The organism is Nonomuraea sp. NPDC049750, from assembly GCF_040659625.1.
Taxonomy (GTDB): Bacteria; Actinomycetota; Actinomycetes; order Streptosporangiales; family Streptosporangiaceae; genus Nonomuraea.
Map to the genome: position 1 here is coordinate 79,085 of NZ_JBFANB010000021.1, position 14,277 is coordinate 93,361.

Here is a 14,277-nt window from a genome sequence, read left to right on the forward strand (position 1 = left end):
ATGCGTGTTCTGTTCACTCAACACGCGGCAAACGCGCACCTCTTTCTGATGGTCCCCATCGCCTGGGCGATGAAAGCCGCGGGCCACGAAGTAATCGTTGCCGGCCAGCCGGACATCGTCGACGCCATTACCCGGACCGGCTTGACCGCTTTATCGGTCGGCGGAAAGTCCGATGTGGCCGAGCGGCTGCTGGAAACACCGCTTGACCGGCAGATCTACGGCTCCGGATACGACATCGCGGAGGAGCGCCCCGAGGTGCTCACGTACGAGTACGTCCGCGACTGCCTGGACGCCTTCTGCTCCCCGATGGCCCTGGACTTCATCACTGACGAGTCCATGTACGCCGACCTGGTCGCCTTCTGCCGGAGCTGGCAGCCCGACCTGGTGGTCTGGGATTCCATCACCTTTCCGGGCCCCGTGGCCGCCCGGGCCTGCGGCGCGGCGCAGGTACGGACGACCTTCGGCCGCGATCACTGGGCGCGGATGCGCTCGTTGTTCCTCCGGCTGCGCGCGGAGCGACCGGACGATCCGCGTGAGGACCCCGTGGTCGAGTGGATCACGGCGAAGCTGGCCGCGTACGGCTGCGACTTCGACGAGGAGGTGATCCTCGGCCAGGCCACGGTCGACTCCATGCCGGCCTGGCTGCGCTTCCCCGGCGAGGACGACCACCTGCGCGTCCGTTTCATCCCCTACAACGGCCCCTCGACCATCCCGGCCTGGCTCCGGGAGCCGCCGTCCCGGCGGCGCGTCTGCTTCACCCTAGGGGTGTCCGGCAGGGAGGTCTGGGGTGGGCGCGGCAGCGTCGGGGCCGCCGAGCTGTTCGAGGCCGTGGCCGACCTGGACGTCGAGGTGGTCGCGACCCTGAAGGAGAACCAGCTGGACGGCGCGAAGGTCCCGCCGAACGTCCGCATCGTGGACTTCGTCCCGCTCAACTCCCTGCTGCCCGGCTGCTCGGCCATCGTCCACCATGGCGGCACGGGGACCACCTGCACGGCCATCACCCAGGGTGTGCCCCAGCTCATCGTCCCCGCCCAGCTCTACGACGAGACGGGCATGGCCCTTCAGATCGCCCAGCAGGGAGCGGGCCTGGTCATCGAGCCCGAGCAGCTCTCGGCGCGGACGCTGCGCGACGGGCTGGTGCGGCTGCTGGATGACGAGGGGTTCCGGCGGAACGCGGTCCGGATCCAGCAGGACATGGCGAAGACGCCGACCCCCGCCGACGGCGTACGTGATCTAGAAGAGCTGGTCGCCCGTCACCAGGCGGCTTCCCCGACCCGGAGATGAGCCGTGGACAACGAGACCAGGCTGCTGGAATACCTCAGGCGGGCCACCGCCGACCTGCGGGAGACCCGCCGCCGGCTGCGGCAGGCCGAGGACAGGGACGCCGAGCCCATCGCGATCGTCGGGATGAGCTGCCGCTTCCCCGGCGACGCCGGCACGCCCGAGGAGTTGTGGCGGCTGCTGGTCGCCGGGACCGACGCGATCTCGCCGTTCCCCTCCGACCGGGGCTGGGACGTCGACCTCTATGACCCGGATCCGGACAGTCCCGGCAAGAGCCTGACGAGTTCCGGCGGATTCCTGCACGACGCCGCTCAGTTCGACCCGCACTTCTTCGGGATCAGCCCGCGCGAGGCGCTGGCGATGGATCCGCAGCAGCGGCTGCTGCTGGAGACCGCGTGGGAGGCCTTCGAAGGCGCGGGCATCGATCCGGCCTCCGCGCGGGGCAGCGCCACGGGCGTCTTCGCCGGAGTCATCTACCACGACTACGGCTCCAGGGTCCGCGCCGTGCCCGCCGACCTCGGCGGCTACATCGGCAACGGCAGCGACGGAAGCATCGCCTCCGGCCGGGTCTCCTACCTGATGGGCCTGGAAGGCCCGGCGATCACGGTGGACACGGCGTGCTCGTCCTCCCTGGTGGCGCTGCACCTCGCGGCCCAGGCCCTGCGCCAGGACGAGTGCGCCATGGCGCTGGCCGGCGGGGTCACGGTGATGTCTACCCCGAGCACGTTCGTGGAGTTCAGCAGGCAGCGCGGGCTGTCGCCGGACGGCCGGTGCAAGGCGTTCTCGGCGGCCGCCGACGGGACGGGCTGGGGTGAGGGCGCGGGCATGCTCCTGCTGGAGCGCCTGTCGGACGCCACCCGCAACGGCCACCAGGTGCTGGCCGTGATCCGCGGCAGCGCGATCAACCAGGACGGCGCCAGCAGCGGGCTGACCGTGCCCAACGGCCCGTCCCAGCAGCGGGTGATCGCCCGGGCGCTGGCCGCCGCGGGCCTGACGCCCGCCGAGGTCGACGTGGTCGAGGCGCACGGCACCGGTACGACGCTGGGCGACCCCATCGAGGCGCGCGCCCTGTTCGCCGCCTACGGCCAGGGCCGCCCGCAGGACAGACCCCTCTACCTGGGCTCGATCAAGTCGAACATCGGCCACACCCAGGCCGCCGCCGGCGTGGCCGGGGTGATCAAGATGGTGCTCGCGATGCGGCACGGCACCCTGCCCAAGACCCTGTACGCCGACGAGCCCTCGCCGAACGTGGACTGGTCGTCCGGCAGCATCGCCCTGCTCACCGAGAACGTCCCCTGGGACACGGTGGAGGACACCCCGCGCCGCGCGGCCATCTCCTCGTTCGGCGTCAGCGGCACCAACGCGCACGTCATCATCGAGGAACACCCGCACGCCGAGACCCCCCGCGAGCAGACGGCCTGCCCGGTGGTGCCCTGGATGGTCACGGCCAAGAGCGAGCAGGCGCTGCGGGCCCAGGCCGGGCGACTGGCCGCCCGCGTCGAGCAGGACCCCGGGCTGCCGCCGGTCGACGTCGGCCACTCCCTGGTCAGCTCGCGCGCCGCCCTCCCGTACCGCGCGGCGGTGATCGGCGACGACCGTGACACCCTCCTGGCGGGCCTGCGCGCCGTCGCGGACGCGGTCCCCGCCCCGAACGTCGTGTACGGCACGGCGACCGCCTCGCCCCGGGTGGCCTTCGTCTTCCCCGGCCAGGCCGTCCTGTCGAAGGACATGATCCTCGGGCTGCTCGACGCCGCGCCGCCGTTCGCCGCCCGCATGGCGGAGTGCGCGGACGCGCTCGAGAAGTTCGTGGACTGGAAGCTGATGGACGTCCTGCGCGGCGAGTCGCCCGCGTGGCCACTCGACCGGATGGACGTGATCCAGCCCGCGGCCTGGGCGGTCATGGTCTCGCTGGCGCGCCTGTGGCGCTCCTACGGCGTCGAGCCCGAGGCCGTCGTGGGGCACTCCCAGGGCGAGATCGCCGCCGCGTGCGTGGCGGGAGCGCTGTCCCTCGAAGACGCGGCCAAGGTGGTGGCCCTCCGCAGCCGGGCCATCACCGAGGACCTGTCCGGCCGCGGCGGCATGCTGGCCGTCTCGCTCCCGCCCGCCGAGGCGCTCGACCGGCTCGCCCCGTGGGCGGAGCGCCTGTCGATAGCGGCGGTGAACAGCCCGACCGCGGTCGTGGTCGCCGGCGACTCGGCGGCACTGAACGAACTGCTCGACCTCCTGAAGGCCGAGAACGTCAGAGCCAAGATGATCCCGGTCGACTACCCCTCGCACACGGCCTACGCCGAGCCGCTGCGCGACCGGCTGCTGGCCGACCTGGCCGGGATCGTCCCCTGGACGGCCGAGGTGGCGTTCTGCTCCACGGTGACCGGCGAGCCGCTCGACACCGCCGAGCTCGACGCCGCCTACTGGTACACCAACCTGCGCCGCCCGGTGCGCTTCGAGCAGGCGGTCCAGAGCCTGGTCCAGCAGGGCTACGGAATGTTCGTCGAGGTCAGCCCGCACCCGACGCTGACCGCCGCGGTCCAGGAGACGGCCGAGGCCGCGGGCGCCGGCGTGGTGGCCATCGGCTCGCTGCGCCGCGACGAGGACGCGGCGGCCAGGTTCGTCACCTCGGTCGCGGAGTCCTGCGCGCACGGCGCGCCGGTCGACTGGACGCCGCTGTTCGCCTCGGCCGACGCCCGCAGGGTGGACCTGCCCACGTACGCCTTCCAGCGCGAACGCTACTGGCTGGAGGCCGGCGACTCGGCCGACGTCGAGCAGGCGGGCCTGACCGCGGCCGACCACCCCTTCCTCGGCGGGGCGCTGTCCCTGGCCGACTCCGACGAGGTCGTCCTCACCGGCCGGCTGTCGCTGCGCTCGCACCCCTGGCTGGCCGGCCACACGGTGTCCGGCACGGTCCTGTTCCCCGGTGCGGCCTTCGCCGAGCTGGCCGTCAGCGCGGGCCGCCAGGTCGGCTGCGCCCTGCTGGAGGAGCTGGTCCTGGAGGCACCGCTGCCGCTGCCCGCGCAGGCCGCCGTGGTGGTGCAGGTACGGATCGACGCGCCGGACGAGACCGGGCGACGGCCGCTGACGCTGCACGCGCGCCCCGAGGACGACACGGACTGGACCCGGCACGCGACCGGCGTCGTGTCGGCCGCCCGTCCCGCCGCGGACTTCGACCTGTCCGCCTGGCCGCCGCCGGGCGCCGAGGCCATCGACGTGACCGATGTCTACGACCGCCTCGCCGAGCGCGGTCTGGACTACGACGGGCCGTTCCGCGGGCTCCAGGCCGCGTGGCGGCTCGGGGACGAGGTGTTCGCCGAGGTCACCCTGCCACAGCGGGAGACGGGGGGCTTCGGCCTGCATCCCGCGCTGCTCGACGCCGCGTTGCACGCGGAGTCGCTGCTGGACGGCGCCGCCGCAGGGGTGAGCCTGCCGTTCACCTGGTCCGGTTTGTCGCTGTACGCGGAGGGCGCGTCCACGTTGCGGGTCCGCCTGACCCCGTCGGGTCCGGACGAGATCTCGCTGCGGCTGGCGGACCCCTCGGGAGCCCCGGTGGCCGCCGTGGAGTCGCTGCTGTCCCGGCCGCTCGCGTCGTCGGCGCCGGATCCGCGCCGCGAGTCGCTGTTCCGCGTCAGCTGGATCGCCTCGCCGTACACCGGCGACCCGACGCCGACGCCCTCGCCGAGCCGCTGCGCCGTGGTCGACGCGAGCGGGCTGGGTTCTGGGCTCGCCGCTGCCCTGGGCGCTCCCGTCTATCCCGATCTGGCCTCCTTGCCGTCGGCTCCCGAGCTGGTGTTCGTCACCTTCTCGGGCGGCGGAGACGTGCGGGAGGCGATCCATCGGGCCCTGGCCACCGTACGGTCCTGGCTGGCCGACGACCGGTTCGAGGAGTCCACGTTCGCCCTGGTCACCAGGGGAGCGGTCGCCCTGGACGGCGAGGACGTGACCGACCTGGCCGCCGCCGCGGTGCTCGGCCTGATGCGGTCCGCGCAGTCGGAGCACCCCGGCCGGTTCGTGACGCTGGATCTCGACGACTCCGAGGTGCCGGTGCCCGCAGTGCTCGCCGCGCTCTCCGAGCCGCGGCTGGCCGTACGCGGCGGAGCGGTATGGGTGCCCAGGCTGGCGCGGGCCACGACCGGCGAGGCGCTGCTGCCGCCCTTGGGCGGCGAGCCGTGGCGGCTCGAAGCCACCGGCACGGGCACGCTGGACGGCCTGGCGCTGGTCCCGTGCCCGGAGGCGGCCCGCCCGCTGGAACCGGGCGAGGTACGGCTGTCGATACGGGCGGCCGGGATGAACTTCCGCGACGTCGTCGTGGCACTGGGCATGGTCCCGGAGCGCGACGTCCCGATCGGCGGTGAGGTCGCCGGTGTGGTGCTGGAAGTGGGCTCGGCCGTGACCGATCTGGTGCCCGGTGATCGGGTGCTGGGGCTGCTCGATGGCGCGTACGGTCCCGTGGGAGTGACCGATCGGCGGTTGCTGGCTCCCATGCCCGCCGGTTGGTCGTTCGCGGAGGCCGCGTCGGTGCCGGCGGCGTTCCTGACGGCGTTCTACGGCCTGGTGGACGTGGCCGGTGTGCGGGCCGGTGATCGGGTGCTGGTGCACGCGGCCGCCGGTGGGGTCGGCATGGCCGCCGTACAGGTGGCGCGCTGGCTGGGCGCGGAGGTGTTCGGTACGGCGAGTCCCGGCAAGTGGGCGTCGTTGCCGCTGGATGAGGAGCATGTGGCCTCGTCGCGGACACTGGAGTTCGCGGAGAAGTTCGGCCAGGTGGACGTGGTGCTCAACTCGCTGGCCGGGGAGTTCATCGACGCCTCGCTGGACATGTTGCCGGTCGGTGGCCGGTTCGTGGAGATGGGCAAGACCGACATCCGGGACGCGGAGACGATCGCCCCCGGGGTCCGTTACACCGCCTTCGACCTGATCGACACGGGGCCGGAGCGTCTGGGCGAGATGCTGGCCGAGGTCCTGGGCCTGTTCGAGGAGGGCGTGTTCGAGCGGTCGCCCATCCAGGTGTGGGACGTGCGGCGGGCGCGGGAGGCGTTCCGGTTCATGTCGCAGGCCCGGCATGTCGGGAAGGTCGTACTGACGTTGCCGGTCCCGTTCGACCGGGACGGCACCGTGCTGGTGACCGGAGGCACCGGGATGATCGGCGGGCTGGTGGCCCGGCACCTTGTGGCTGAGCACGGCGTATGCGATCTGGTGCTCGTGGGCCGCAGAGGCATCGAGGCCCCCGGCGCGGAGGAACTGCGCGCCGAACTCGCGGCCTCGGGAGCGCGGGCCGAGATCGTGGCGTGCGACGTCGCCGACCGTACGGCGCTGGCCGGGCTCCTGGACCGCCTGCGCGCGGAACATCGGCTGTCCGCCGTGGTGCACGCGGCCGGGGCGCTGGATGACGGAATGGTGGAGTCGCTCACGGCCGAGCAGGTCGACGCGGTGGTGGGCGCCAAGGCCGAGGCGGCCTGGCAGCTGCACCAGCTGACCGAGGGCCTGGATCTGTCGGCGTTCGTGCTGTTCTCCTCGGCGGCGGGCGTGCTGGGTGAGGCCGGGCAGGGCAACTACGCGGCGGCGAACGCGTTCCTGGACGCGCTGGCGGCCCACCGGCGGGCGCACGGTCTCGCCGCGATGTCGCTGGCCTGGGGCTTCTGGGAGCAACGCAGCGGCATGACCGCGCACCTCGACGACACCGCCATGAGTGGCATGGCACGGTCCGGCTTCGTCCAGATCCCCTCCGCCGACGGATTGGCGTTGTTCGACGCGGCGCGGACCGTGGACGAGCCCGTGCTGCTGCCGATCCGGCTGGACCTCGCCGCGCTGCGGTCGAGCGCCACCCCGCCGCCGGCGCTGCTGCGCGGCCTGGTCCGCGACCAGACCCGCACCCACGTACGGCGGGCCGCCCAGCCCGGCGTCACGACACTGAAACACCGGCTCGACGGCCTGCCCGAGGAGGAACGCAAGGCCGAGCTCGTGCGGCTCGTCCGCGCCGAGGCGGCCGGCGTGCTCGGGCACCCGAGCCCCGACTCGGTGCTACCCGACCGGGCCTTCAAGGAGCTGGGCTTCGACTCGCTGACCGGCGTCGAGCTGCGCAACCGGCTCAGCGCCGCCACCGGCCTGCGCCTGCCCAGCACCCTGGTCTTCGACCACCCCACGCCGAACGCCCTCGCGGACCGGGTGGGAGAGGCGTTCCGCCCGGCCGCCCAGGACTCCGCCGCCGCCGTACTCGCCGAGGTCGACCGGCTGGAAGCCGCACTCACCACGGTGACGGCGACCGACGACCGGCCCGCGATCACCGCCCGGCTGCGGTCACTGGTCCGCAAATGGAACGACCTGCAAGGTGAGACGCCCGAGTCCGAACAGGACGGGTCCGAGCAGTACGAGTCGGCCACGGACGACGAGCTCTTCACAATCCTCGACAACGCGCTTGGCTCCTCGCGACGGAGGTCTGAGTCTGATGGCGAATGACGGCAAGCTCCGCGAATACCTGAGGCTGGCGACCGCCGAACTCCAGACGGTCCATCGCCGGATGGACGAGATGGAGGCCCGGCGGCACGAGCCCATCGCGATCGTGGCCATGAGCTGCCGCCTGCCCGGCGGAGTGAACGACCCCGAACAGCTCTGGCGCCTGGTCGCCGAAGGCCGGGACGCGATGTCGGAGTTCCCCGCCGACCGCAGCTGGGACCTGGAGCGGCTCTACGACCCCGATCCCGAGCGCGCCGGTACGTGCTACGTCCGCACGGGCGGCTTCCTGACGGACGCGGGTGACTTCGACGCGGGCTTCTTCGGGATGAGCCCGCGAGAGGCGCTGGCCACGGATCCGCAGCAGCGGCTCCTGCTGGAGACCTCATGGGAACTGCTCGAACAGGCCGGCCTCGACCCGGCGGCGCTGCGGGGCAGCGAGACGGGCGTCTTCGTCGGCGCCGCCTCCACCGGCTACGGCGTCGGCCCGGCCGGATTCCCCGACGGGGTCGAGGGCCATCTGCTGACCGGCGGCTCCACGGCCGTGATGTCCGGCCGCATCGCGTACGTCCTCGGTCTGGAGGGTCCGGCCGTCACCTTGGACACGGCGTGCTCGTCGTCCCTGGTCGCGCTGCATCTGGCCTGTGAGTCGCTGCGCAGGGGCGAGTGCGCCCTGGCCATCAGCGGCGGCGCCACCATCATCTTCACGCCGGAGATCTTCGTGGAGTTCAGCCGGCAGCGGGGTCTGGCGCGGGATGGGCGGTGCAAGGCGTTCGCGGAGGCGGCGGACGGTACGGCGTTCGCCGAGGGTGTGGGTCTGCTGCTGCTGGAGCGGTTGTCGGACGCGCGTCGCAACGGCCATCAGGTGATGGCGGTCGTGCGGGGGAGTGCGGTCAATCAGGACGGCGCCAGCAACGGGCTCACCGCGCCGAACGGGCCGTCCCAGCAGCGGGTGATCCGCCAGGCGCTGGTCGACGCCGAGCTGTCTCCCGCCGACGTGGACGCCGTGGAAGCCCATGGCACCGGTACGACCCTGGGCGATCCGATCGAGGCGCAGGCGCTGCTGGCCACGTACGGCAAGGACCGTCCGGAGGATCGGCCGCTGTGGCTGGGCACGGTCAAGTCCAACATCGGGCATACCCAGGCCGCCGCCGGCGTCGCCGGTGTGATCAAGATGGTCATGGCGATGCGGCACGGCGTACTGCCCAGGACCCTGCACGTCGACACCCCGTCCTCGCACGTGGACTGGTCGGCCGGGAACGTCCGGCTGCTGACCGAGCCGATCCCCTGGTCCGGCGGCGAGCGCGCGCGCCGGGCGGGCGTGTCGTCGTTCGGCATCAGCGGGACCAACGCCCATGTCGTCCTGGAAGCGGTCGAGGCGTCGGACGAAGAGCCGGTGGCGCCGGCGGCTCTGCCGGCCCTGCCGCTGCCGATCTCCGGGAGGAGCGCGGCCGGGTTGCGCGCTCAGGCGGAGCGGCTGAGGTCCTACCTGGAGGAGCGGGAAGACGCTGCTCTGCCGGACGTGGCCTACTCGCTGGCGACGGCGCGGGCGGCTCTGGAGCATCGTGCCGTGGTGACCGCGTCGGATCGCGCCGGGCTGCTGGCGGGTCTGTCGCAGGTGGCCGACGGCGTGGTGAGCGGCGGGAAGCTGGCGTTCCTGTTCACCGGACAGGGGAGTCAGCGCGTGGGGATGGGGCGCGAGCTGGTGGCGGCCTATCCGGTGTTCGCCGAGCACCTGGCTGCGGTGTGCGCGCGGCTGGACCCGCTGCTGGAGCGTCCGCTGACGGAGGTGATGTGGGAGCGGCCGGAGCTGCTGGACCAGACGGGGTACACCCAGGCCGCCTTGTTCGCGGTGGAGGTGGCGCTCTATCGGCTGGTGGAGTCGTGGGGCGTCCTTCCCGACTTCCTGCTCGGGCACTCGATCGGAGAGGTGGCGGCCGCGCACGCGGCGGGAGTGCTGTCGCTGGACGACGCGTGCGCGCTCGTGGCGGCCCGGGGCAGGCTGATGCAGGCGTTGCCGACCGGCGGGGCGATGGTCGCGGTCCAGGCCGGAGAAGAGGAGACCAGGCGGATCCTCGCCGAGGTTGGCGAAGAGGACGCCGGGCGTGTCCTCGCGGGCGTCGGGAACGTGGACGCCGGGCAGGTTCTCTCAGACACCGGTGGAGTGGTGATCGCGGCGATCAACGGGCCCGCCTCGGTGGTCCTGTCCGGTGACGAGGAGGCGGTACTGCGGGTCGCGGGCCGCTTCGCCAAGTCCCGCCGGTTGCCGGTCAGTCACGCCTTCCACTCACCCCGGATGGAGCCGATGCTGGCCGCCTTCCGCGAGGTGGCCGAGGGCCTGTCGTACGGGAGCGCGTCGGTCCCGGTCGTGTCGAACGTGACCGGTGCGCCGGTGCGGGAGTTCACGGCCGAGTACTGGGTGCGCCATGTCCGCGAAGCGGTGCGGTTCGCCGACGGCGTCGCCTTTCTCCATGGCCAGGACGTACGGACCTTCGTCGAGCTTGGCCCCGACGGGGTGCTGTCGGGGATGGGGCAGGAGTGCGTGCCCGAGCCCCAGGACGGGCGCGGCCCGGTGTTCGTACCGGCGCTGCGTCGCGGCCGGGACGAGGCCGAGCAGGTGGTGACGGCGGTCGGGCAGGCGCACGCCGGTGGCGCGGCGGTGGACTGGGAACGGTTCTTCGCCGGGACCGGCGCCCGCCGGGTGGACCTGCCCACATACGCCTTCCAGCACCGGCGCTACTGGCTGAACGCCGCGCAGTCGAGCGGTGACCCTACGTCCATCGGGCTGGACGCCCCGGACCATCCGCTGCTGGGCGCCGGGGTCGAGCTGCCCGACTCGGGCGGATTCCTGTTCACCGCCCGGCTCTCCCTCGCCTCGCACCCCTGGCTCGCCGATCACGTGGTCGGCGAGGCGGCCGTGTTCCCCGGCACCGGCCTGGTGGAACTCGCCATCAGGGCGGCCGACCAGGTCGGCTGCGGGAAGGTCGAGGAGCTGACCTTGGAGCGGCCGCTGCTCGTTCCGGGGCACGGGGGCGTCCGGCTGCAGATCGTCGTAAGCGATCCGGACGACTCGGGCACCCGGACGATCACGATGTACTCACAGACCGACGACGCCCCATGGGACAGACACGCCACCGGCGCCCTCGCCCCGAACTCCTCGGGCTCCCCGGTCAGCGCGTTTGAGGCGAGTTCGTGGCCGCCGGCCGATGCCCAGCAGGTCGAGGTGGATGGACTCTACGAGCGGCTCGCCGATCTGGGGCTTCCCTACGGTCCGACCTTCCGTGGGCTGCGGACCGCCTGGATCCGTGGCGAGGAGGTCTTCGCCGAGATCGAGCTGCCCGAGCACGCGGCGGCGGACGCGGCCCGTTTCGGCCTGCATCCCGCACTCCTCGACGCCGCGCTGCACGCCTTCGGGTTCAGTCCCGCCTCGGCCGAGCACACCGCATTGCCGTTCACGTGGGCCGACGTGGAACTGCACGCCGCCGGGGCGTCCAGCCTGCGCGTACGGGTGACCCCGATGGGAGAGGACTCCTTCCGCCTGGAGGCGGCCGACCCGCTCGGTCAGCCGGTGGTGTCGATCGGCTCGCTGGTCCTGCGCCAGATCACCCTCGACACGCTCTCCGGTCCACGACCCGGCGCGGAACGCGCGCTGTACCGCCTCGACTGGACGCCGATCCCGGCCGAGCCGGTGTCCCTGGCCCGGTGCTGGACCATCGGCGGCGGTGAGATCGCCGGTGCCGAGACATACGACGACCTGGCCGCGCTGCTCCGGGCTCTCGACTCGGGAGAGGACCCACCCGAGCTCGTCATCGTGAACCCCACCGTCACGGACCGGCCCGTCACCACCAGCGACGCGACCGGCGATGCCACGGCCGACGCGACCACCCACGCGACCACCCACGCGACCGCCGACGCGGTCCGCTTGGCGGTCCACCGTGCGCTCGATCTGGTTCGGACCTGGATCGCCGACCCGCGCTTCGCCGAGTCGCGGCTCCTCTTCGTCACCAGGAAGGCGATCGCCCCCGACAGCGGGCGCGACCTCCCAGGCGCCGCGGTGTGGGGCCTGGTCCGATCCGCGCAGGCCGAGAACCCCGGCCAGTTCGTCCTCCTGGACCTCGACGACCGCGACGACCGCGACGACCGCGACGACCGCAATGATCGCGACGGCCGCGACGGCATCGGCGACCACGCCGTCTCCACCAGCCTGATTGCCGCCGCCGCCCACAGCGGCGAGCCGCAGCTCGTCCTGCGAGAGGGCACCCTGCTCGCGGCCCGGCTCACCCCCGCGCCCGACCCCGGCCTCACACCGCCGTCCGATGGCGCCGCCTGGCGGCTGGACAGTCGGGCCAAGGGCACGCTGGACGGTCTGGCCTTCGTCGACGCGCCCGAGGCCGTCGCGCCCCTGCGGCCGGGCGAGATCCGGATCGCCGTACGCGCGGCCGGCATGAACTTCCGCGACGTGCTCAACGCCCTCGGCATGTACCCGGGCGAGAGCGGTGCGATGGGGCTGGAGGGCGCCGGCGTGGTCGTCGAGGTCGGCTCCGGCGTCACCGGGTTCGCTCCCGGAGACAAAGTGTTCGGGCTGTTCGACGGCGGTGCGTTCGGCCCGCTGATGGTCACGGATCACCGGCAGGTGGCGCCGATGCCCGCCGGTTGGTCGTTCGCGGAGGCGGCGTCGGTGCCGGTGGCGTTCCTGACCGCCTACTACGGCCTGGTCGATCTGGCCGGCCTGCAAGCAGGGGACCGGGTGCTGGTGCACGCGGCCGCCGGTGGGGTCGGCATGGCGGCGGTGCGGCTCGCCCGCTGGCTGGGCGCGGAGGTGTTCGGTACGGCCAGTCCTGGCAAGTGGGCGGCGACGACCCTCGACGACGCGCATGTGGCTTCGTCGCGGACGTTGGAGTTCGCGCAGAAGTTCGGCCAGGTCGATGTGGTGCTCAACTCGCTGGCCGGTGAGTTCATCGACGCCTCCCTGGGCATGCTGTCAGCGGGTGGCCGGTTCGTGGAGATGGGCAAGACCGACATCCGGGACACGGAGCCGATCGCTCCCGGCGTCCGCTACACGCCGTTCGACCTCGTCGAGGCCGGTCCCGAGCGGATCGGTCAGATGCTGCGCGAAATTCTGCGCCTGTTCGAGCAGGGCGAGATCAAGCCGCTCCCCATGAGGGCCTGGGACCTCCGGAGCGCCCCCGAGGCGTTCCGGTACATGTCGCAGGCCCGGCATATCGGGAAGGTCGTACTGACGGTCCCGGCGCCCCTCGACCCTGAGGGGACCGTGCTGGTGACCGGCGGCACCGGCGCGCTCGGCAGGCTCGTCGCCCGCCATCTCGTCGCCCGGCACGGCGTACGCGATCTGCTGCTCACCAGCCGTCGCGGCGCCGCCGTCGAGGGTGCCGAGAAGCTCCGCGCCGAGCTCGCGGAGCTCGGCGCGCGGGTCGAGATCGCGGCCTGTGACGTCGCCGACCGCGACGCGCTCGCCGAGCTGCTCGCGGGCCGTCCGCTCACGGCCGTGGTGCACGCCGCGGGCGTCCTGGACGACGGACCGATCACCGCGCTCTCCCCCGAGCGGATGGACGGTGTGCTGCGGCCCAAGGCGGACGCGGCGCTCAACCTGCACGAGCTGACGCACGACCTCGACCTGTCGGCCTTCGTCATGTTCTCCTCGGCCGCCGGGACGATGGGCAGCGCGGGGCAGGGCAACTACGCGGCCGCCAACGCGTTCCTGGACGCGCTGGCCCACCGGCGGCGGGTGCGGGGGCTCCCGGCAACCTCGCTGGCCTGGGGCCCGTGGACCGGCGGCGGAGGCATGCTCGACACGCTCGCCGAGGCGGAGGTCGCCCGGATGGCCCGCGAGGGCATCGTCCCGTTCACCCCGGAGACGGGCCTGGCGCTGTTCGACACCGCCCTGCTCCGGGCCGAGGCGGCCCTGGTTCCGATTCACCTGGACGTCAAGGCGCTGGGCGCGCGCGGCGACTCACTGCCGCCGCTGCTCAGCGAGCTGGTACGAGCCCGCCCGCGCCGCGCCGCCTCCGCCGACCGCGGCTCCGGCGCCGGTCTGCAGGCCAGACTGGCCGGGCTTCCGGAACCGGAGCGGCGGCGGATCCTGCTCGACCTGGTGCTCGACCAGGTCACCGCCGTGCTCGGGCACGCCTCCGCCGAAGAGGTGGACCCGCACCGGCCGTTCGACGAGCTGGGGTTCGACTCGCTGACCGCGGTAGAGCTGCGCAACCGGCTGAACGCCGCCGTCGATCGGCGGCTGCCGTCGACGCTGGCCTTCGACCACGCCTCGCCGATCGCGCTGGCCGAATACCTGCTCACGGAGATCGCGCCCGACGACCGGCCCACGGGCGAGCGGGCGCTGGAGGAACTCGACCGGCTGGGACGCCTGCTCGGCGCGCTCACGCCCGACGAGGAGACACGGTCGACGGTCACCGCCCGGCTGCGCGGACTGCTGGCGCAATGGCGCGGCGAGCAGGCGGACACCGGCCAGACCGTGGAGTCGGCGAGCGCCGATGAGCTGTTCGCGTTGATCGACAAGGGGCTCTGAAACTTCCGGAAGGT

3 protein-coding genes are annotated in these 14,277 nt (G+C 72.9%); all 3 read left to right on the forward strand.

Annotation, left to right across the window (positions count from 1 at the left end; translation table 11 throughout):
• The 3 genes from AB0J16_RS39975 to AB0J16_RS39985 are packed head-to-tail and all read left to right on the forward strand — an operon-like array spanning position 1 to position 14,263.
• A complete protein-coding gene (locus AB0J16_RS39975) occupies positions 1-1,284 on the forward strand; it encodes an activator-dependent family glycosyltransferase (RefSeq protein WP_358549887.1) in 1,284 nt (427 codons plus the stop codon).
• Between the two features lie 3 nt (positions 1,285-1,287).
• Positions 1,288-7,725, forward strand: coding sequence for an SDR family NAD(P)-dependent oxidoreductase (locus AB0J16_RS39980; RefSeq protein ID WP_358549889.1), 6,438 nt, complete (start codon positions 1,288-1,290; stop codon positions 7,723-7,725).
• Entirely contained in the window at positions 7,715-14,263 is a 6,549-nt protein-coding gene (locus AB0J16_RS39985; RefSeq protein ID WP_358549891.1) for a type I polyketide synthase, read from the forward strand. The genes AB0J16_RS39980 and AB0J16_RS39985 overlap by 11 nt, the downstream gene beginning before the upstream one ends.
• Positions 14,264-14,277 lie beyond the last annotated feature (14 nt).

Excerpts from the sequence above, each read along its gene's own strand:
- AB0J16_RS39975 (WP_358549887.1), top strand. The coding sequence starts at position 1 with ATGCGTGTTCTGTTCACTCAACACGCGGCAAACGCGCACCTCTTTCTG.
- AB0J16_RS39985 (WP_358549891.1), top strand. The coding sequence starts at position 7,715 with ATGGCGAATGACGGCAAGCTCCGCGAATACCTGAGGCTGGCGACCGCC.